Annotated in this window: 15 protein-coding genes; 2 read left to right on the forward strand and 13 right to left on the reverse strand. The window is 71.7% G+C overall.

Annotated elements, in window-relative coordinates:
- Positions 1–21: 21 nt before the first annotated feature.
- Positions 22–1,098: a LacI family DNA-binding transcriptional regulator gene (locus F3T56_RS08980; protein WP_149824176.1), complete on the forward strand. Its 1,077-nt coding sequence runs from the start codon at positions 22–24 to the stop codon at positions 1,096–1,098.
- Between the two features lie 144 nt (positions 1,099–1,242).
- Positions 1,243–3,153, forward strand: coding sequence for a DUF2264 domain-containing protein (locus F3T56_RS08985; protein ID WP_246203501.1), 1,911 nt, complete (start codon positions 1,243–1,245; stop codon positions 3,151–3,153).
- Between the two features lie 10 nt (positions 3,154–3,163).
- On the opposite strand, the gene cobC is transcribed toward F3T56_RS08985, so the two are convergent.
- The 13 genes from cobC to F3T56_RS09050 all read right to left on the reverse strand — a co-directional run bounded on the left by cobC (position 3,164) and on the right by F3T56_RS09050 (position 21,086).
- Positions 3,164–4,237, reverse strand: coding sequence for an Rv2231c family histidinol phosphate aminotransferase CobC (gene cobC, locus F3T56_RS08990; RefSeq protein ID WP_425473553.1), 1,074 nt, complete (start codon positions 4,235–4,237; stop codon positions 3,164–3,166).
- Positions 4,227–5,177, reverse strand: coding sequence for a sirohydrochlorin chelatase (locus F3T56_RS08995; protein ID WP_149824177.1), 951 nt, complete (start codon positions 5,175–5,177; stop codon positions 4,227–4,229). Before F3T56_RS08995 ends, cobC begins: the two co-directional genes overlap by 11 nt.
- Positions 5,174–5,812, reverse strand: coding sequence for a precorrin-8X methylmutase (locus F3T56_RS09000; RefSeq protein WP_149824178.1), 639 nt, complete (start codon positions 5,810–5,812; stop codon positions 5,174–5,176). The genes F3T56_RS08995 and F3T56_RS09000 overlap by 4 nt, the downstream gene beginning before the upstream one ends.
- Positions 5,809–7,545: a precorrin-3B C(17)-methyltransferase gene (gene cobJ, locus F3T56_RS09005; RefSeq protein ID WP_149824179.1), complete on the reverse strand. Its 1,737-nt coding sequence runs from the start codon at positions 7,543–7,545 to the stop codon at positions 5,809–5,811. Before cobJ ends, F3T56_RS09000 begins: the two co-directional genes overlap by 4 nt.
- 106 nt (positions 7,546–7,651) lie before the next feature.
- On the reverse strand, positions 7,652–8,908 hold the full coding sequence (gene cbiE, locus F3T56_RS09010) for a precorrin-6y C5,15-methyltransferase (decarboxylating) subunit CbiE (protein ID WP_149824180.1): 1,257 nt from the start codon (positions 8,906–8,908) through the stop codon (positions 7,652–7,654).
- Positions 8,905–9,741, reverse strand: a complete 837-nt coding sequence (gene cobM / locus F3T56_RS09015; protein WP_149824181.1) for a precorrin-4 C(11)-methyltransferase — start codon at positions 9,739–9,741, stop codon at positions 8,905–8,907. Before cobM ends, cbiE begins: the two co-directional genes overlap by 4 nt.
- A 114-nt stretch (positions 9,742–9,855) precedes the next feature.
- Positions 9,856–10,587 (reverse strand): precorrin-2 C(20)-methyltransferase, encoded by a 732-nt coding sequence (cobI, locus tag F3T56_RS09020; RefSeq protein ID WP_149824182.1) that lies wholly within the window; start codon positions 10,585–10,587, stop codon positions 9,856–9,858.
- The gene (locus tag F3T56_RS09025) at positions 10,584–12,086 is read right to left on the reverse strand and encodes a cobyrinic acid a,c-diamide synthase CobB (RefSeq protein ID WP_149824183.1); all 1,503 of its coding nucleotides are present in this window, start codon (positions 12,084–12,086) and stop codon (positions 10,584–10,586) included. The genes cobI and F3T56_RS09025 overlap by 4 nt, the downstream gene beginning before the upstream one ends.
- Positions 12,080–12,688 carry a cob(I)yrinic acid a,c-diamide adenosyltransferase gene (gene cobO, locus F3T56_RS09030; protein ID WP_149824184.1) on the reverse strand — a complete coding sequence of 203 codons (609 nt, stop codon included), beginning with the start codon at positions 12,686–12,688 and terminating at the stop codon, positions 12,080–12,082. The genes F3T56_RS09025 and cobO overlap by 7 nt, the downstream gene beginning before the upstream one ends.
- Complete coding sequence (locus F3T56_RS09035; RefSeq protein ID WP_149824185.1) at positions 12,688–14,673, reverse strand: putative cobaltochelatase; 1,986 nt, start codon at positions 14,671–14,673, stop codon at positions 12,688–12,690. Before F3T56_RS09035 ends, cobO begins: the two co-directional genes overlap by 1 nt.
- A gap of 169 nt (positions 14,674–14,842) precedes the next feature.
- On the reverse strand, positions 14,843–18,505 hold the full coding sequence (cobN, locus tag F3T56_RS09040) for a cobaltochelatase subunit CobN (RefSeq protein WP_149824186.1): 3,663 nt from the start codon (positions 18,503–18,505) through the stop codon (positions 14,843–14,845).
- Complete coding sequence (locus tag F3T56_RS09045) at positions 18,502–20,037, reverse strand: cobyric acid synthase (protein WP_149824187.1); 1,536 nt, start codon at positions 20,035–20,037, stop codon at positions 18,502–18,504. The genes cobN and F3T56_RS09045 overlap by 4 nt, the downstream gene beginning before the upstream one ends.
- Entirely contained in the window at positions 20,034–21,086 is a 1,053-nt protein-coding gene (locus F3T56_RS09050) for a cobalamin biosynthesis protein (protein ID WP_246203502.1), read from the reverse strand. The genes F3T56_RS09045 and F3T56_RS09050 overlap by 4 nt, the downstream gene beginning before the upstream one ends.
- Positions 21,087–21,170: the final 84 nt, after the last annotated feature.

The following is a 21,170-nucleotide window of genomic DNA, read 5'->3' on the forward strand; positions in this document are numbered from 1 at the left end:
CGCGCACAGCCGAGGTGGGGGATGGGGAACGACATGGTGTCCAAGGGGCCGGCGGCCAAGGGGCGGGTCACGATTCGCGAGGTCGCCGAGCGGGCGGGCGTGTCGGTGGCCACGGCGTCGCGTGCGCTCAGCGGCAACCATCCCGTGCCCGCCGCGACCCGGGCCCGCGTGCTGCGTGCCGCGCGTGACCTCGACTATGTCGCCAACGCACACGCCCGCGCGCTGGTGGGCGGCGGCCGGAAGATGGCCGCCGTCGTCGTACGCCAGGTCACCAGCCCCTTCTACGCCCAGGTCGCCGAGGGGGTGGAGGCGGAGGCCGCCGACCGGGGATGGCTGTGCGTCGTGGGCGCCACCGGCGGGGATCCCCAGCGCGAGATGGACTTCGTCCGGCTCATGCGGGAGGAGGGGGCGCGGCTGGTCATCCTGGTCGGCGGGGTCGTCGAGGACGACGCGTACCGCTCACGCGTGACCCACTACGCCCAGGCCCTCGACGCGTCCGGGGCGCGGCTGGTGCTCTGCGGACGGCCGACGCCCGATCCCGATGTCCCGGCCCTCGTCGTCGAGTTCGACAACGAGGCGGGGGCTCGCGCGATCACCGGGCATCTGCTGTCCGCCGGGCACCGTCGGATCGTCTTCCTCGGCGGGCTGCCGGGCAACACCGCGCTCGACGCGCGGGTCGCCGGGTACCGGGCGGCTCTGGCCGAGCACGGGGTGCCGCTGGCGGGGGCGAGGGTGGTCGACTGCGGCTTGGGCCGCGCGAACGGTTTGCGTGCGATGGGCGAACTTCTCAAGGACACAAGGGAGTTCACTGCGGTGGTGGCCGGGGACGACATGGTTGCGGCGGGGGCGCTTCGGGCTATCGCCGATGCGGGGTTGCGGGTTCCGGAGGACGTTTCTGTCGTCGGGTACAACGACATTCCGTTGGCCGAGGACTTCAATCCGCCGCTGACGACTGTGCGGACTCCTGCGGAGGAGCTTGGCAGGGCTGCTGTGCGGATCGCTTTGCGTGATCCCGAGCATGCGGCTGGGTCGCATCACCTGCTCGGTACGCACATTGTTGTGCGGCGGAGTGTCGCGGCACCCCCACGCTCCGATTGAAGGCCGTCGTGACAGTGCGGGCGGAGTGTGGCTGGTCGCGCCCACGCGGCGGAGCCGCATATGTCACAGCCCCGCGCCCCTTAGGTTGGCCCGCTGCCCCCGTGATCACAAGCGCACCCCCGACTGATGGAGGGCTCACCTCGTATGACCGTGCCGCCAGTGTCGATCACCGGCCCGATGCACCTGCCTGACCTTGATCTTCGTCTTTCGCCCCTCACCGGCTGGACCCGCGCCCACTGGGAAGCCGTAGCCGACCGACTCCTGAATGGCCTGCTGCCCTACGCCACCCCGGACTTCGCCCAGTACCGGTTACCCGGGCCGCCCAGCCACTCCGGCCCCTGGTCGGACGGGCTCGAAGGCTACGCTCGCTCATTCCTCCTCGCTGCCTTCCGGATCGCGGGGTCGGGAGGCCGGGTGAGTTCCGCTCTCATCGAGCGGTACGCCGCCGGGCTCGCCGCCGGTACCGATCCACACCATCCCGAGCACTGGCCGCCCATCACCGACCGGGCGCAGCCCATGGTCGAGGCGGCGTCGATCGCGATCGCGTTGCACGAGTCGCGGCCGTGGTTGTGGGATCACCTTTCCGACGGGGTACGGGGGCGGGTCGTGGAGTGGCTGGGGGGCTTCGTCGGGGCGGAGGTGAACGACTCCAACTGGCGGCTCTTCCAAGTCATCACCGAGGAGTTCCTCGCCTCCGTCGGTGCCCCGCACAGCCGTGCCGAGATCGACGCCGGGCTGGCCCGCCCGGAGGACTGGTACCGGGGCGGGGGCTGGTACACAGACGGGGACGGGCAGAAGTTCGACTACTACAACGGCTGGGCGCTGCATCTGTATCCGGTGCTGTGGGAGCGGATCGCGGGGCCCCGGGCGGACGCGGCCACCGTGACCCGGCACAGGGGCCGGCTCCGTGAATTCCTCGCCGATCACCAGCACTTCTTCGGCTCCGACGGGGCGCCGGTGCACCAGGGTCGGTCGCTCACCTATCGCTTCGCGACCACCGCCCCCTTGTGGGCGGGCGCCCTTGCCGACGCAACCCCCCTCCCGCCCGGCCGCACCCGCCGTCTCGCCTCCGGTGCCCTGAAGCACTTCGCCGAGCGGGGCGCGCCCGACGAGCGGGGGCTGCTCACGCTGGGGTGGTACCGCCCGTTCCTCCCCGTCACCCAGCGCTACTCGGGTCCTGCCTCCCCGTACTGGGCGAGCAAGGCGTTCCTCGGGCTGCTGCTGCCCGAGAACCATCCGGTGTGGATGGCGGCGGAGGAGCCCGCGCCCGTGGACACGGCCGACGTCACCCTGGCCCTGCCCGCGCCGGGCTGGCTGCTGCACTCCACCGCCGCCGACGGGCTCGTACGGCTCGTCAATCACGGCAGCGACCGGTTGCCGCCCCCGCCCGCGACGGCCGACGACAGCCCGCACTACGCCAGGTTCGCCTACTCCAGCGGCACGGCGCCCGAGACTCCGGCCGGCCCCGACAACCACCTCGCCCTCCTCGCCCCCGACGGCACGCCCTCCCCGCGCGGGCGCATCCACCCGCTCGGTGTCGACGGCCGCCGTGCCGCCTCCTGGCACGAGGCCCTGGGACAGCGCGTGGAGACGGTCAGCGTGGCGCACGGCCCGTGGGAGGTACGGGTGCACCGACTCGACGCACCGTCCGGAACAGCCGTACGGGAAGGGGGATGGGCGGTGGCCGACGACGCGGCGCCGCCCGTGGGGGAGTCCGGGCCGGGGCCCCGGGCGCTGGCCCGTCGCGCGGACGGCCTGACCAGCGCGATCGTGGGCCTGCACGGCTGGAGCGGGCCCGGCGCCGTCGTACACGCCCGCGACACCAACGCGTACGGACTCCACTCGGCGACGCCCGTCCTCGAAGGAAGCGCCGCCCCGCTCCTCGTCACCCTCGTCCTGCTCAGCGGCGACCCGCACGCCTCGCACACGGGCGCGAGCGCCACGGTCCGCGACGACGGAACCGTGGACCTCCGCTTCCCCGACGGCACCCGGGAGCGGGTGCGGTACGACGAAACGCCGCACCCGACCCGCGTGGTCCGGTCGGCGGACCGCTGAGCCCCTCCGCTCAGCGGTCCGCCAGTGTCATGGCCTGGTCCAGTGCCTGGAGGAAACCGTTTATCGTCGCCCGGTCCCGGACCGCCAGGCGCAGCCAGTCCTCGTCCAGCCCTGGGAAGGTGTCGCCGCGGCGGACGGCGAAGCCCAGGGTGCGGAGGTGGCGTCGTACGGCCGCCGCTCGGGGGAGCCGGATCAGCACGAACGGGCCCTCGGCGGGCTCGGCGACGAGCAGGCCGTCGGGCACGAACTCCTGGAGCCCGGCGACCAGATGGGCACGGTCGGCGGCTGTGCGAGCGGCCGCGTCGGCCGCCTCCGTCAGCGCCCGGTCCGACACACACGCCTCGGCCGCCGCGAGCGCGGGCGTGGACACCGGCCACAGCGGCTGGGCACGCTCCAGCTCCGCGATCGTCTCGGGGGCGGCGAGGACGTAACCGATCCGCAGCCCTGCCAGCCCCCAGGTCTTGGTGAGGCTGCGCAGCACGACGAGGCCGGGCACGTCCGTCCGCCCGGCCAGCGCCTCGCGCTCACCCGGCACGGCGTCCATGAACGCCTCGTCGACCACCAACGTCCGCCCCGGCCGGGCGAGTTCGGCGATGGCCGCGGCCGGATGCAGTACGGACGTCGGGTTGGTCGGGTTGCCGATGACGACCAGGTCGGCGTCCTCGGGCACGGCCGCCGGGTCCAGCCGGAAGCCGTCCGCCGCCCGCAGCAGCACCCGGTCCACGGTGTGCCCGGCGTCCCGCAGCGCGGCCTCCGGCTCCGTGAACTGGGGGTGTACGACGACGGGCCGACGGACCGTCAGGGCGCGGGCGAGCAGCACGAAGGCCTCGGCGGCGCCGGCGGTGAGCAGGACCCGGTCCACCGGCAGCCCGTGCCGGGCCGCCACCGCCGCCCGGGCGGTACGCCCGTCGGGGTAGGCGGCCAGCCCGGTCAGCGACTCGGCGATCCGCTCCCGCAGCCAGGCGGGCGGCGTGTCGGAGCGGACGTTCACGGCGAGGTCGATGAGCCCCGCCCCGTCGTCCCGTACCTCGGAGTCCCCGTGATGGCGCAGATCGTGTGCTGCGCCCTCCGATTCAGTGTGCATGGGAGTGCGCATGCCCTCCGTGGTGAGGGTGATGCCCATGGCCGTGGTGGTGTCCGTCGTGATGCTCGTCGTCGTCCGGGTGGAAGTGCGGCTGCTGCGGCAGCCCCACCTTGTCCTCGAAGCCGGGCAGTGCGATGCGGTAGACGCAGGAGTCGCAGTTCATGCGCAGATCGCCTTCCAGCGCCTCCCGGTACCGCTCCATGACCAGATCGAGCAACTCCGGCTCCGGCCCGATGACATCGGCGGACCGTACCTCGACCTCCGGATGCGCCGCCGCCCAGCCCTCGGTCTGCTGCCGCACCCGGTCCGGCAGGATCCCGGTGAACAGGAAGTACGGCAGCACGACGATCCGCTTCGCGCCCAGCCTCACGCACCGGTCGAGGCCGCTCGGCACGTCCGGCGCCGCCAGCGACACGAACGCCGTCTCCACGCCCGCGTAACCGCGCCCCTCCCACAGCAGCCGGGCCGCCTTGTGCACCTCGGCGTTGGCGTCGGGATCGGTGGAACCGCGCCCGACCAGCAACACGGTCACATCGGCCCGGTCGCCCGGCGCACGCCCGGCCGAGCCCAGCGCCTCGTCCAGCCGCCGCTCCAGGACGCTCAGCAGCGCCGGGTGCGGGCCCAGCGGACGGCCGTAGGTGTACGAGATCCCCGGGTGCCGTTCCTTCTCGCGGGCCAGCGCCGCCGGGATGTCCCCCTTGGCGTGCCCGGCGGACACCAGCATCAGCGGAACCGCGGCGAACCGCCGCACCCCCCGCTCCACCAGCTCGGTGACGGCCTCGCCCAGCGGCGGCGGGGACAGCTCGATGAAGCCGCCCGCGACGGGCAGTTCGGGGTGGCGGCGCCCCAGCTCCCGTACGAAGTCGCGGAACGCCTCGGCTCCGGCATCGTCCCGGGTGCCATGACCGGCGATGAGCAGGGCGGGCGGCGGGGTGGTCACGATTTCTCCTTCTCGGTGGGGTGCTCGGTGGAGTTGTGCGCGGAGGGGTGCTGCTCGGTGGGGTGGTGGTACAGCAGGGCGTTGAGCGCGGCGGCGGCCACCGCCGACCCGCCCTTCTCGGACACGTTGCTGACGGCGGGCAGCCCGCTCTCCCGCAACGCGGCCTTGGACTCGGCCGCGCCGACGAAACCGACGGGCAGCCCGATGACGAGCGCGGGCACGGCGTCCAGCGTGAGCAGCTCCTCGAGCGCGGTCGGCGCACAGCCGATCACCCACAACGCCCCCGGCCCGACCTGCTCGTAAGCCAGCCGGACGGCATGCGCGGAGCGGGTCAGCCCCGGCCCGGCGACGGCGTCCTTCAGTTGACAGACGGTCTCGCGCCGGGTGATCCCCGCGGCGACCATCTCCACATCCACGACGACCGGCGCCCCCGCGTGCAGCGCGGCGTGCGCGTTCCGCAGCGCGCCCTCGTCCATGACGAGGTCGTCCGCGTACTCCAGATCGGCGGCGGAGTGGATGACCCGCTCCACGACCGCTCTGGTCAGCGGCGGGAAGCGCGAGGTGTCGAGGCGGGCACGCAGCCGCCGGAACGACTCATGCTCGATCGGATGGACCACACGGGTCGCCGGGTTCACTCGGACTCCTCCTGCGCGCTCTCCTGCCAGCGGTAGCCGCGTGGCGTCACCATGCGCCCCGCGATCTCCCTGGTCGCCGTGTTGCCCACGGTCACGACGGTCATCATGTCGACCGTCGCCGGGTCGAGTGCGGCCAGGGTCGTCACCCGGGCCGATTCGTCCGGCCGCGAGGCCTGTCGTACGACACCGACCGGCGTCGTCGGCTCCCGGTGCTCGCCGAGGATCGCGAGCGCCTTCGGCAACTGCCAGTCCCGGCCCCGGCTGCGCGGGTTGTAGAACGTCACCACGATGTCCGCCTCGGCCGCCGCCCGCACCCGCCGCTCGATGACCTCCCACGGCGTGTGCAGGTCGGACAGGCTGATCGACACATGGTCGTGCCCGAGGGGCGCCCCCAGGATCGCGGCGGCGGCGAGCGCGGCGGTCACGCCCGGCACGCCGATCACATCGATGTCGTCGGAGGCCTCGGCGAGCGCCGGCGACGCCATGGCGTACACCCCCGCGTCCCCGCTCCCGATCAGCGCGACGGCCTGCCCCTTCCGAGCCTCCGCCACCGCCGTCCGCGCCCGCTCCTCCTCGGCACCGAGCCCGGACTCCAGGACGCGCGTGCCGGGCCTGAGCAGATCCCGGATCTGATCGACGTACTGATCGAGCCCGACGAGTACGGAGGCGGATCGGAGCTCGGCCTTGGCACGCGGCGTGAGCAGATCCCGCGCCCCGGGCCCGAGCCCGACGACCGCGAGCCGCCCCCGCCCCGGCCGCCGCACGACCGCACAGGTCGCCATCGCCGCCTTCCCGTCCGCCCGCTCCGACTTCCGCTTGGGGACGAGGAGTTCACCCCCGCGTACGAGGGCGGCGGCCTCCGCTACGGAAGGGGTGCCCACGGCGGCGAGCGGCGCGTCGGAGGGGTTCGGCACCTCGACCGCCGCCAACTCGTCGGCGGAGTAGGTGACGAGGGGTACGCCGAGGCTTTCGGCGGCCTGGACGATGCCGGGTTCGTCGGCTTTGGCGTCGACGGTGACGATCTCGGCGAGCGACTTGGGGGAAAGGCCGGCGTCGCGGAGGGCCGCATGGACCAGGCCGAGGATCTCGTCGGTGGGGGCACCCTTGGAGGCGCCTACGCCGACGACGAGGGAGGGCGGGCGGAGGACGACTTGGGCTTGGCCGATGTCGAGGAGGCGGTCGGTCACGTGGATCACCGGTTCCTGCTGTGGCACCGAGCCTTGCCGGGCCGCCGGACGCCCGACGTTCGACGGCAACGCGGGCAGAGGCCAGCTGAACTCCAAGTCCAGCTCCACGGCCTCCCCATCCAGCACAGCTCGAGAAACCCCAGCCACATCCCCCTCGACAGGCACCCCGAGCGTGTCCAGCCCAGGCACCCCCATCGCATCCGTAGCGGTAGTCACCACAGGCTCGGCGCCCATCAACTCACCCACCTCACGGGCGAGTTCATTGGCACCCCCACCATGCCCGCCGACCAACGAGACAGCGAACCGCCCGCCCTCGTCGACGCACACCACACCCGGGTCGGATGCCTTGTCGCCCAGCAGCGGCGCGAGCAACCGTACGGTCGCCCCCGTCGCGAGGAAGCACACCAACTGCTCGCACTCCCCGAACGCGCGCCCCACGGCATCCCGTACGGGCCCCTCGTACACACGTGTCCGCTCGGGCCAGGCCGAGGCGAGCCGCTGGGCGGCCACCGCGCCCGCGGCGGTCGCGGAGATCAGGCCGATCACCGGTCAACTCCTTCACTCAGGATTGCCTTGCGATATCCATGCCGGTCATCCCAGCTGACCTGCTTTTCTGCTGGGGGTCCGGGGGCCGCGCGGCGGTAGTCGCATATCAATTCAGCCCCCGGGAAGATGCAGCACTGTGCGCCGGAGGCCTGACGCCCCACAGCAGAAAAACGGGATTGGTGGCGGCCAGCCGGGTCACGTCCCCCGGCAGCGGCACGAGCCGGGACGCCTGCAGCAGTACGCCGTCACAGGTCATCCCGGCCGCCACGAGCGCCTCCCGGGCCGCCGGGACCCGGTCGAGCGCGGCCATGGCGACCACCACGGTCCGCCGTACGCGCTCCGCGCAGGCGGCGACGATGGCGGGCAGTTCGCGCCCTCCACCGCCGATGAACACGGCGTCGGGTTCGCCGTGCAGACCGGACAGCACGTCCGGCGCCGCACCGTGCACCACATGCACGTCGACGCCGTGCGCGGCGGCGTTGCCGTGGATCCGCTCCACGTCCTCGGCCGACTTCTCGACGGCGGTGACGGCCGCGCCGAGCCGCGCGCACTCCACGGCCACCGAGCCGGAACCCGCGCCGATGTCCCACACCAGATCCCCGAGCCGCGGCCCGAGCCGGGCGAGCGCCAGCGCCCGTACCTCGAACTTGGTGATCATCGAGTCACGATGCGCGAACTCGCGCTCGTCCAGGGCCCATCGGTCAGGGGCGGGACGCGCCCCGGCGACGGTACGCATCACGCTGACCGCATGCTCGTCGTCGGGATCGAGGCACAGTACGACGCTCACGGCCGAACCCCAGTCACGGGCGGCGGCCTCCACCGGAGTCACCCGCTCCACCCGCTCCCGCCCGGGATCGCCCAGCGCGGACGCCACGACGAGCACCCGTCGGCTGTGCAGCAGTCCCGCGCCCAGTTCGGCGGGCCCGGAGCCCGGCCCGGTCAGCACCGCCACCTTCGGCCGCGCCCGGCACACGTTCAGCGCGGTCCGCAGCTCACGCCCGTGCGCGCTCACCACGACCGCGTCGTCCCAGGGCAGCCCCAGCCGGGCGAACGCCGCGGCGACGGACGACACCCCCGGCCGTACGTCCAACGCGTCCGCCCCGAACCGCTCGGCGAGCGCCCGCACGATCCCGAAGAACCCCGGGTCACCGGAGGCGAGCACGACGACCCGCCGGTCGACGAACTTCTCGATCACGTCCAGGGCGGGCGACAGCGGCCCCAGCACCACCCGCTCGGCACCCTCCGGCAGCCGAGCCGCCTCCAGATGCCGCCGCCCGCCCACGACGAGCGCCGCCTCCGCCAACACGGCCTCGGCGTCCGGGGGGAGGGGCGCCCCCGTACCCGTACCGATGACACTGATCACGGAGCCGAGCCCTGCTCCCGCACCTCACGACGCGCTTCCCGCAGCGCCTTGCGCGCCGTCGGGTCGGCCTTGCGGTACCCGTGGAAGTGACCGGGGTGGTAGAGATGCGAACGCGTCCCCTGGGCGTCGAGGGCGGGACCGACCAGGAAGAGCGTGTGCTTCCAGAGCTTGTGCTCCTTGACGGTCTCCTCCAGCGTCCCGATCGTGCACTTCACGACGAGTTCCTCGGGCCAGGTCGCCTGATACGCCACCACGACCGGCGTCGACGTCGGATACCCGCCCTCCAACAACTCCCGCACCAACTGCCCACTGCGCGCCGCCGACAAAAACACCGCCATGGTCGTCCCGTGCCGCGCGAACTCCCGCACCTCCTCACCCGGCGGCATGGGCGTCTTTCCCCCACCGAGCCGGGTCAGAATCACGGACTGCGCAACCTCGGGAATCGTCAACTCCCGCTGCGCGAGCGCGGCAACGGCCGAGAAGGACGACACCCCGGGAATCACCTCGGTGACGATCCCGATCTCCCGACACCGATCGACCTGCTCCTGCGTACCACCCCACAGCGCCGGATCCCCGGAATGAATCCGAGCCACCTTCAACCCCTCGTCGAGGGCCCGCTCGTACACGGCGACGACGTCCTCCAGGGACATGGCCGCCGAGTCCAGAATCTCGGCCCCTTCCCGAGCATGCTCAAGCACCTCAGCCTGAACGAGACTCGCCGCCCAGATCACCACATCGGCCTCGGCGATCGCCCGAGCAGCCCGAAACGTCAACAGATCGGCAGCCCCGGGCCCGGCCCCGACGAAGGTCACCTTGCCGGTGTCAGCAGCCATGGGGGATCGATCCTCTCTGAGTTGGTGTCGCGCCCTTCAGGGGCGCGGGGAACGGCGCGAGCAACCACAACGGACCCGCAGCCAAAAACGGCCCTACCAGCGGAGCGTCAGGGCTCACAGCTTGCCGCCGCGCCCGCCGTCACGCCGGGCGGGCGCGATCAGGGTGGAGAGATAGGGCAGCGGACGGCCGTCGAGTTCGCAGGCGGCCTGGATGGACTCCTCCGCCAGCCCGAGCGCGGACCCCCACACCGCGTCGTCGATCCGCCCGCTTTCCCGCAGCGCCTCGACGACGGCCTGCGCCTGTCGTCCGAACTTGTACGCGACGACGGTCCCCGGCCCGTTGAGGGCGTCCTTCAGCACGGCCGCCCCCGCGGTGACGGGCACGAGCGTGAGCGGTTCGGTCCCTTCCGTCAGTACGGCACCGGAGCGCGCGGCGAGGTCCTGCATGGCGGTGATACCGGGCACGGTCTCCACGACGGTCCCCGGCACCAGTTCCTCGATGGTCTGGGCGAGATAGGTGAAGGTGGAGTAGACGTTGGGATCACCGATGGTGGCGAAGGCGACGCACGCGTGCCCCCTGAGCAGCTCGGCGACCCGCTCCCCGGCGGCGTCCCAGGCGGCCTCGCGCCGCCCCCGGTCGGTCCGCTCGTTGAGCGCGAACACGACCCGTACGACTTTCTCCTCGGACACGTAATGCAGAACGGTCGCCTCGGCGCGCCCTCGCTCTCCGGTGTCCATGACCGGCACAACAACGACATCGGCGGCCCGCAGAGCGTTGACACCCTTGACGGTCACCAGCTCCGGATCACCGGGCCCGACCCCGATCCCGATCAGCTTGCTGCTCATGACGTCCGGCACCTCTCCACGAACCGACGGGCGACACCGGGCTCCGACGCCCAGTGCGTGTGCAGATAACTCGCGTGCACACCTCGCTGTACAAAACCTTCGACCCGCCGCGCGGGAGAACGTATCCCCCAAGCGGGAGCCGCCCCGGCCCCCGGCTCGACGACCGTCCGATGAAACTCGTGCCCCCGCATCCGCGTCCCCGCCGGCGCGAGCACACTGTCACCGACGGCCACCGCGTCCCGATACCCGAGCGTGAGCCGCTCCGACATCCGCGCATTCGCATCGAGCACCCCGCACATCGGCAGCCCATCGAGCTCCCGGCACAGATACAGCAGCCCCGCACACTCGGCGGCGACAGGAGCCCCGCTCTCCGCGAGGCCCGCGACAGCCTTCCGCAGGGATACGTTGGCGGACAGCTCAGCCGCGTACACCTCGGGGAACCCACCGCCGATGACCAACCCCCGAGTCCTCTCGGGCAGTTCCGCATCATTCAGCGGATCGAAGACGACGACCTCGGCCCCGGCGGCAGCCAGCAGCTCGCTGTGCTCGGCATACGAAAAGCTGAACGCGGCTCCACCGGCAACGGCAACGACGGGCGCCTGTGCGATGGGCGATGCTTCGGCTCCGGGCACTTTTGAGCCCGGTCCAGCCACACCCAGCCCGTCCGGCGTTTGAGGACGAGGCCGTTCAGGCCGAAAGCGGGGGTCTGGGGGCGCAGCCCCCAGGGATGGGACGGGTAGGGGCGGCGGGGGCGAAGAAGACACGGCCGCAGCCGCATCCCATGCCGCACCCGAAATCACCCCCGCACTCCGAGCCAGCCCGACCAGCCCCTCCAGATCGCACCCGGCAGCCACCTGCGCCCCCATCGCCGCAACCGCCTCCACGGCCTGAGCCCGCCGCTCGACAACCGGCACCAACCCCAAATGCCGAGAAGGCGTACCCACCTGCGCAGCCCTCCGCAGCACCCCCAACACCGGCACCCCGGCCGACTCCAACGCCCCCCGCAACAACTCCTCGTGCCGATCCGACGCAACCTTGTTCAGAATCACGCCCCCGACCCGCACCTCCGGATCCCACGAGGCGAACCCATGCACCAACGCCGCCACCGACCGCGACTGCGAAGACGCGTCCACGACCAGCACCACCGGCGCCCGCAACAACTTCGCCACATGAGCGGTGGAGGCCAGTTCACCTTCCCCCGCGGCCCCGTCGTACATCCCCATCACGCCCTCGACGACGGCGATGTCGCACCCCCGCGCCCCATGGGCGAACAGCGGCGCGATCAACTCCGGCCCGCCCAGATACGCGTCGAGGTTCCGCCCCACCCGCCCGCTCGCGAGCGCGTGATACCCGGGATCGATGTAGTCCGGCCCCACCTTGTGCGGAGACACGACGAGCCCCCGCGCGGTGAACGCGGCCATCAACCCCGTGGCGACGGTGGTCTTGCCGCTGCCCGAGGAGGGCGCGGCGATGACCAACCGGGGCACAGCTGTCACCACTCGATGCCCCTCTGGCCCTTCTGGCCGGCATCCATGGGGTGCTTGACCTTGGACATGTCCGTCACCAGGTCCGCGAAGTCGACGAGCTTCTCGGGAGCGTTCCGCCCGGTGATGACGACATGCTGCGTCCCGGGCCGGTCCCGCAGCACGGAGATCACCTCATCGGTGTCGACCCACCCCCAGTGCATGGGATAGGCGAACTCATCCAGCACATACAGCTTGTACGTCTCGGCGGCCAGATCCCGCTTGACCTGCTCCCAGCCCTCCCGGGCCTTCTCCTCGTTGGTCGAGTTGTCACCCTGGATGTCCCGCTGGACCCACGACCAGCCCTCACCCATCTTGTGCCAGTCGACGGACCCGCCCTCACCACTCGCGCCCAGTACCCGCAGCGCGTTCTCCTCGCCGACCTTCCACTTGGCCGACTTCACGAACTGGAACACCCCGATGGGCCACCCCTGGTTCCAAGCCCGCAACGCCAGCCCGAACGCGGCGGTCGACTTGCCCTTCCCGATCCCCGTGTGCACCACGACGAGAGGCCGATTACGACGCTGCCGCGTCGTCAACCCGTCATCCGGTACGACACTCGGCTGTCCCTGAGGCATTACGCGGCCCTCCTCTGTACGTCCTTCACCAGCCCGGCGATGGAATCCGCCCGCAACTCGTCCAACGTCACTGCCGTACCCCCCAACTCACCCGCGAGCTGCCCCGCCAGCCCCAGCCGCACGGGCCCCGACTCGCAGTCCACGACCACGGACGCGACCCCGTCGGCGGCGAACAACCGAGCCGCCCGCCCAGCCAGCGCGACAGGCTCGGGCCCGCCCGTGGCACGACCATCGGTCACCACAACCACCAGCGCCCGCCGCGCCGGATCCCGCAACCGCTCGACCCGCAGCACCTCATGGGCCCGCAGCAACCCGGCGGCCAGCGGCGTCCGCCCACCCGTCGGCAGCGACTCCAGCCGAGCCGCCGCCGCGTCCACGGAAGAGGTCGGCGGCAACGCCACCTCGGCGGCCGACCCCCGGAAGGTCACCAGCCCGACCTTGTCCCGCCGCTGATAGGCATCCAGCAGCAGCGACAGCACAGCCCCCTTCACTGCACTCATCCGCTGCCGAGCCGCCATCGACCCGGAGGCATCGACGACGAACAAAACGAGGTTCCCCTCGCGACCCTCGCGGACGGCCTGACGCAGATCGTCCCGGCGCACGACCAGCCCCGGTCCCGACCGCCCCCGCGCCCGCTGGTGCGGGGCCGCCGCCTGCACCGTGGCCGCCAAGTGCAGCTTGGTGAGCGCCCCCCGGGGCCGCCGCGCCCCCGTCGTCCGCCCGTGCTCGGTCCGCGCCCGCGAACGCCGCCCGGCCGCGCCCTCGCCGATGCCGGGCACGCTCAGCACCTTGGTACGGAACGGTTCCGAGGCCCGTACGGCCGACTGCTCGGAGCCCCCCGAGGGCTGCGGCTGTCCATCCTCCCCGGCCTCGGGCCGGGCACCGGTGTCACCACCACCCTGCGGCCCCTCGTCCGGCGACGGCTGCCCGCCGCCTCCACCGGGCCCGTCCGGCCCCGGATCGGGGTCGTCGTCCCCGGAGAACTCCTCCAACGTCTCGTCGAGCTTGTCCTCGTCGAGCCCCGGCGCGTCGAAGGGATTCCGACGCCGACGGTGGGGCAACGCGAGCAGCGCGGCCTGCCGCACATCCTCGGCGAGTACGTCGGTCCGCCCGGCCCACGCGGCCAGCGCGGTAGCGGTTCGGGCCATCACGATGTCGGCCCGCATGCCGTCGACCTCGAAGGCAGCGCAAGTCGCCGCGATCTGCCTGAGCACTCCATCACCCAGCCGCACCGACGGCAACAACTCCCGTGCGGCAACGATCCGTTGCTGTACGGCGGCCTCCTCACCGGCCCACCGGGCAGCGAATCCGACCGGGCCGTCGTCGTACGCGAGCCGCCGCCGTACGACCTCCACCCGCTGCTCCGGCTCCCGGGAGGCAGCCACCTCGACGGTCAGCCCGAAACGGTCGAGGAGCTGGGGCCTGAGTTCCCCTTCCTCGGGGTTCATGGTCCCGACCAGCAGGAAACGAGCCTGGTGCCGTACGGAGACGCCTTCGCGTTCGACGTACGAGGCGCCCATGGCGGCGGCGTCCAACAGGAGGTCGACCAGGTGGTCATGCAACAGGTTGACCTCGTCGACGTACAGGATCCCTCGGTGCGCCGAGGCCAACAGGCCCGGTTCGAAGGCCTTCACGCCTTCGGCCAGAGCTCGCTCGATGTCCAGCGCGCCCACGAGCCGGTCCTCGGAGGCGCCGACGGGCAACTCGACCATGCGTGCGGGCCGCCGGACCCCTGCGCCCGGCTCGTGCGGTCCGTCCGGGCACGTCGGGTCGGGGGAGGCCGGGTCACAGGAGAAACGGCACCCGGAGATGACGTCAACCTCCGGAAGCAGCGCCGACAAGGCGCGTACCGCCGTCGACTTGGCCGTTCCTTTCTCACCGCGCACCAGAACGCCGCCGACGGCCGGGCTCACCGCGTTGAGCAGCAGAGCCAAGCGGAGGTCGTCCTGACCCACGACCGCAGTGAAGGGGTAGGGCGTGCTCACGCGGTGATCACTCCTTCGGGTGAGGTGCCGCAAACCGGTTCAAACTCTGGCCGCAGGCGTGCCATGGTCGAGATCTGGTCCCCGCCTACGCGGGGGTGGTCCTTGGCGTTCTGATGCCGAACTTGCCGAGGTTTAGTGCTCCCCGCCAACGCGGGGGTTCCCAGGGAGATCACTCGTCTCCCTCCAGATCTCCCTCAAGTTCGAGGTAGGTCGCCCGGAGCCGGTCCAGGGTCTCCTGGTCCGGCTCCGCCCACAGCCCTCGGTCCGCCGCCTCCAGCAGACGCTCGGTGATGCCCCTCAGCGCCCACGGGTTGGACTTCTTCATGAAGTCCCGGTTCTCGGCGTCGAAGACGTACTCGGCCGACAGCTTCTCGTACATCCAGTCGTCCACGACCCCGGCCGTCGCGTCGTACCCGAACAGGTAGTCCACCGTCGCGGCCATTTCGAACGCGCCCTTGTAACCGTGCCTCCTCATCGCGCTCATCCAGCGGGGATTGACCACCCGGGCCCGGAACACGCGGTGCGTCTCTTCGCCCAGAGTCCTGGTCTTCACCTGGTCGGGCACGGCCGAGTCCCCCACGTACGCCTCAGGGCTGGCCCCCGTCAGATGCCGCACCATCGCGACCATCCCGCCGTGGTACTGGAAGTAGTCGTCCGCGTCGACGAGATCGTGCTCTCTCGTATCGACATTCTTCGCGGCCACGGCAATGCGGCGGAACGCCGTCTCCATGTCCCCCCGAGCCGCCCGCCCCTCCAGCCCGCGCCCGTACGCGTAACCGCCCCAGACGGCATACACCTCGGCGAGGTCGGCGTCGCTCCTCCAATTCCGCGCATCGATCAACGGCAGCAACCCCGCCCCGTAAGCCCCCGGCTTGGACCCAAAGATCCGAGCCGTAGCCCTCCGCCGATCCCCATGCACGGCCGCATCCTCCTCCACATGCGCCCGCACAAAGTTGGACTCGACCGGCTCATCCAGCTCCGCAACCGCCCGCACCGCGTCGTCGATCAGCCCCACCACATGCGGGAACGCATCCCGGAAGAACCCGGAGATCCGGACGGTGACATCGACGCGCGGACGCCCCAGCTCCTCGAGCCCGACCACCTCGAACCCTGTCACCCGCCGCGACGCGTCGTCCCACACCGGACGACACCCCAGCAACGCCAGGATCTCCGCGATGTCATCGCCCTGCGTACGCATCGCGGACGTACCCCACACCGTCAGCCCGACCGACTTCGGGTACTCCCCGGTGTCGGCCAGATACCGCTGCACGAGCGAGTCGGCGAGCGACTGCCCGACCTCCCAGCTCAGCCGGGACGGAATGGCCTTGGGGTCGACGGAGTAGAAGTTGCGCCCGGTCGGCAGGACGTTCACCAGCCCGCGCGTGGGCGAACCGGACGGACCAGCCGGCACGTACCCACCGTCGAGCGCCTTGAGGATGTGCCCGATCTCGTCCGTCGTCCGGGCCAGCCGAGGCACGACCTCGTTGCAGGCGAACTCCAACACCGCGACGGCGTCCGGCAGTTCGATGCCGAGCACCCCGCGTACGAGGGCCGGGACGACCGTCACGTCCCAGTCCCGCGCCTCCATGCCCTCGGCGAGCCGTCGGCACAGCTGCTCAAGGAGGTCGATGGCGTCGGCGGCGGTACGCGCCGGCCCATCCACCAGGTCCGTCAGCTCGACCGACACCTTCACCGGCGCACCGGGCTCGGTCAGCAACTCCTTCTCGACCAGCCCGAAATGGGCCGCGAGGGAGGCCCGCAGCCCCGGCAGCGCGTTCGCCTGTCCGCCCCACACCTGCGAGGCGCGCAGCACGGCCAGCACGAGATTGACGCGCGGCTCACCGACGGGCCCGCCCCCGAGGATGTGCAGACCGTCCCTGATCTGCACATCCTTGATCTCGCACAGATAGCCGTCGATATGCATGACGAACTCGTCGAAGGCGTCGTCATCCGGCTGGTCGTCGACGTGCAAGTCGTGGTGGAGTTCGGCCGCTTTCACCAGCGTCCAGATCTGCGCCCGCACGGCCGGCGCCTTCGTCGGGTCCAGGTCGGACACGAGCGCGTACTCGTCGAGGAGTTGCTCCAGCTTCGCCAGATCGCCGTACGTGTCGGCGCGCGCCATCGGCGGCACCAGATGGTCGACCACCGTCGCGTGCCCGCGCCGCTTGGCCTGGGTGCCCTCGCCGGGGTCGTTGACGATGAACGGGTAGATCAGCGGCAGCTCACCGAGGACGGCGTCCGGCGCGCAACCGCCGCTCAGCCCCAGCCCCTTGCCAGGCAGCCACTCCATCGTGCCGTGCTTGCCCATGTGCACGATGGCGTCGGCGCCGAACGAGTTGTCCAGCCACCGGTACGCCGCCATGTAGTGGTGGGACGGCGGCATGTCCGGGTCGTGGTAGATCGCGATCGGGTTCTCGCCGAAGCCGCGCGGCGGCTGGATCATCACGACGACGTTCCCGAACCGGAGCGAGGCGAGGACGATGTCCTCCCCGTCCACGTACAGGCTGCCCGGCGGCTCGCCCCACGCCTCCAGCATGGCGTCCCGCAGCTGAGGGTCGAGCTTGTCGAACCACGCTCGATAGTCCGCGAGCGGCACCCGCGCGGGCGCGGCGGCCAGCTGGTCCTCCGTCAGCCACTCCACATCGTGGCCACCGGCCTCGATGAGCCGGTGGATCAACTCGTCGCCACCGGAGGGGTATTCGGTCAGCGAGTAGCCCGCGTCCCGCAGCGCGTCCAGTACCTGTACCGCCGAGGCGGGCGTGTCCAGGCCGACCGCGTTGCCGACCCGCGAGTGCTTGGTCGGGTACGCGGTGAAGACCAGCGCCAGCTTCTTCTCGGCGTTCGGCTTGTGCTTCAACCGGGCGTGCCGTACGGCGATTCCGGCGACGCGGCCGGCGCGCTCGGGGTCGGCGACGTACACCGGGACGTCGGCCCCGTTCTCGTCGATCTGCTCCTTGAAGGAGAACGGCACGGTGACGATCCGCCCGTCGAACTCCGGGATCGCGACCTGCATCGCCGCGTCCATGGGGGAGAGGGCGGCATCGGACTCGTCCCAGGCGGCGCGTGACGAGGTGAGGCAGAGCCCTTGCAGGACGGGGATATTGAGATCGGCGAGCGCACCGATGTCCCAGGCCTCCTCGTCACCACCGGCCGAGGCCTGCGAGGCGTGCGTACCGCCGGCGGCGAGGACAGTGGCGACGAGGGCGTCGGCGCGGCCGAGGATCTCGTACAACCCGGTGTCGGCCCCGCGCAGCGAACCGCAGTACACGGGAAGGGCGTTGGCCCCTCGCGCCTCGATCGCATCGCAGAGGGTGTCCACGAACGCGGTGTTGCCGCTCAGCTCGTGGGCCCGGTAGAAGAGCACGCCGACGGTCGGACGGTCCGGGTGGATCGTACGATCGCCGTGGATGCCGTACTCGGGCATCTTCTGCGGCTCGACGAACCCCTCACCCGTCAGCAGCACGGTGTCGGACAGGAACCGCGCCAGCTCGGTGAGGTTGGCGGGCCCGCCCTCGACGAGATACCGCAGCGCCTCGGCCACCACACCGGCGGGCACGGACGACTCGGCCATCAACTCCGCGTCGGGCACCGCCTCCCCACCGAGCAGCACGGTCGGGATGCCGGACGCCTTCAGCTTGGCGAGCCCGTCCTCCCAGGCCCGCTTGCCGCCCAGCAGCCGTACGACGGCGATGTCCGCGCCGTCGAGCAGACCGGGCAGCTCCCCCTCGACATCGACCCGGGTCGGATTGCCGATCCGGTACGAGGCACCGGAAGCGGCCCGGGCCGCCAGCAGATCCGTGTCGGCGGTCGACAACAACAACACTGTGCTCATGCGGGCGCTCCCGGTGGAATGAAAGGCAGTCCTTGCGGCGCGCCCGACTCGATGAGCCGCCACAGCGCGTCCGTGTCCGCGTGTTCCTCGATCAGATCTCCGAGCCGGTCGAGCTGCTCCTCGCGCAGCGCGGCGAACGACGTGTCGGCGGCCGGTACGAAGCGGCGCCCCGCGGCGGCCGCCACCTCGCGCAGAAAGGCCCGCCGGAATCCGTCCGACTCCAGCGACCCGTGCCAGTGCGTGCCCCAGGTCTGCCCGACCCGGCAGCCGTCGAGGCTGTGTCCATTGTCATCAGAGATGAACGCTTCACCGCCGACGACCTCGGCGACCCCGTGATGGATCTCGTACCCCTGCACCTGCTCCCCGAGGGCTTCGCCGACGGGCCGGGTGAGGGTCTTCTCCCGGGCGAACCGCACCCGCACGGGCAGTACCCCGAGCCCGTCCACCTGCCCCCGCCGGCTCTCGACCTCGTCCTCGATGTGCTCGCCGAGGACCTGGAAGCCACCGCAGATGCCGAGCACGGGCCGCTGCTCGGCCGCCCTGTGCTTCAGGGCGTCGGCCAGCCCGCGTTCCCGCAGCCACTCCAGCGCCCGTACGGTTCCCCGGGTCCCCGGAACGACCACGAGATCGGCGTCGGCCAGCTCCTCCGGCCGGTCCACGAACCGCACGACGACACCGGGTTCGGCGGCCAGCGCGTCGACGTCCGTGAAGTTGGACATGAGGGGGACGGCGCAGACGGCGACCCGCAGCACGTCCTCCCCGACGGGCGGAGCGACATTCGACTCCCGCACGGTCCCGCGCAGCGAGACCCGCAGCCCGTCCTCCTCGTCGATCCCGAGCCCGTGCCGGAAGGGCAGCACACCGTACGTCCGCCGCCCGGTCAGCCCGTGCAGCATGTCGAGGCCGGGCTCCAGCAGGGAGACATCCCCCCGGAACTTGTTGACGAGGAACCCGGCGACGAACGCTTGATCCTCGGGGGAGAGGAGCGCGACGGTCCCGAAGAAGGAGGCGAAGACACCCCCACGGTCGATGTCGCCGACGACGAGAACGGGGAGCCCGGCATTCCGGGCGATCCCCATATTGACGATGTCCGTCCGCCGAAGATTGATCTCGGCGGGAGAACCGGCCCCCTCACAGATCACCGCGTCATACGTGCCCCGCAACTCGGCGAGACACTCCAACACGGTCCCGAGGAGCGCCCCTTGCCGCCCCCCGTGATACCCCCGCGCACTCAGCTCGCCCACCGGCTTCCCGAGCAACACCACTTGACTGCTCTGCTCCCCACCGGGCTTGAGCAGCACGGGATTCATCAACGCCGTCGGCTCGACCCGACAGGCCTGCGCCTGCATGGCCTGCGCCCGCCCGATCTCGGCGCCCTCCCTCGTCACAAACGAATTGAGGGACATGTTCTGCGCCTTGAACGGCGCAACCTTGACCCCCTGCCGAACCAGCCACCGACAGATCCCAGCGGTGACGACACTCTTCCCGGCATCAGAGGTGGTACCGGCTACAAGTAGTCCGCCACCGGTCATGATTCAGTCCCCAATCCCTGTGGGCAGTCGTTCCGCAGGGCGATGGGGGTCCCCTCGCTCGAGCGAAGTCGAGAGTGGGGGAGGGTGGGCACAGCCGACAGCGCCGGGCCCCTCATGACCCGGTCCAGGAGCAGCGACACACCCGCACTGACCCCCAACGCCAGCCAACCCACCCACCGAGACAACCGCACAGCCCGCTCGATATCCCCGACAACGACAGCCCGCCCCACCCCATTCAGCACAGGCCGATGCTCAACCCGCCCCCCATACGACAAGGTCCCCCCCAACCGCACCCCCAGCGCCCCCGCGAACGACGCCTCCACGGGCCCGGCGTTGGGACTCGGATGCTTCGCCGCGTCCGCACGCCACGCCCGTACGGCCCCCCGACGATCGCCCGCGGCGACGGCGGCGAGCACGGCGGTCAGCCGAGCACCCGGCCATCCCGCCACATCGTCCAGCCGGGCGGAAGCCCACCCGTACCGCCGATATCGCGGCGACCTGTGCCCGACCATGGCGTCAAGCGTGTTGACGGCCCGGAACCCGACGAGCCCGGGCACACCCCCCACGGCTCCCCAGACCAACGCCCCCACCACGGCATCGGAGGTGTTCTCGGCGACGGACTCCACGACGGCCCGAGCGATCCCATCGGCATCGAGGGCCTGTGGATCCCGCCCGCACAGATGCGGCAGCCGGGCCCGGGCGGCCTCGACGTCCCCCGCCTCGAGCGCCCGCCCGATGGTCCGGGCCTCCCGCGCGAGTGAAGTCCCCCCGACGACGGCCCAGGTGGCGGCGCCGGTCAACGCGACGGAGGCGGCACGCGACGGCCGTACGGCGGACGCGGCGGCGGCCCCGAGCGCCACGGCGCCACCGGCGCACACGGCGGTGTGCAGCGCGCCCCACCCCCGGTGGTCCCGCCACAACACCCGCTCCACGGCAGCCGCGGCCCGCCCGAACACGGCGACGGGGTGCCCCCGGCGCGGATCGCCGAGCAGCAGGTCACCGAGGAGCCCGGCGGCGGCGCCGTACGCGAAGACGCGATCGGCACGCACGGCCTCAGCCGATCGCGAGGTCGGGCAAGGGCGAGGTGGTGAAGCTCAACGGGCAGCCGCGCATGGCGATATGTCCTCACTCAG

Source organism: Streptomyces tailanensis (genome assembly GCF_008386495.1).
Taxonomy (GTDB): domain Bacteria; phylum Actinomycetota; class Actinomycetes; order Streptomycetales; family Streptomycetaceae; genus Streptomyces; species Streptomyces tailanensis.

Coding starts and splice junctions, on each gene's coding strand:
- F3T56_RS08980 (WP_149824176.1), top strand. CDS start 22: ATGGGGAACGACATGGTGTCCAAGGGGCCGGCGGCCAAGGGGCGGGTC.
- F3T56_RS08985 (WP_246203501.1), top strand. CDS start 1,243: ATGACCGTGCCGCCAGTGTCGATCACCGGCCCGATGCACCTGCCTGAC.
- cobC (WP_425473553.1), bottom strand. CDS start 4,237: ATGCACACTGAATCGGAGGGCGCAGCACACGATCTGCGCCATCACGGG.
- cobM (WP_149824181.1), bottom strand. CDS start 9,741: ATGGCTGCTGACACCGGCAAGGTGACCTTCGTCGGGGCCGGGCCCGGG.
- cobI (WP_149824182.1), bottom strand. CDS start 10,587: ATGAGCAGCAAGCTGATCGGGATCGGGGTCGGGCCCGGTGATCCGGAG.
- cobO (WP_149824184.1), bottom strand. CDS start 12,688: ATGCCTCAGGGACAGCCGAGTGTCGTACCGGATGACGGGTTGACGACG.
- cobN (WP_149824186.1), bottom strand. CDS start 18,505: ATGAGCACAGTGTTGTTGTTGTCGACCGCCGACACGGATCTGCTGGCG.
- F3T56_RS09045 (WP_149824187.1), bottom strand. CDS start 20,037: ATGACCGGTGGCGGACTACTTGTAGCCGGTACCACCTCTGATGCCGGG.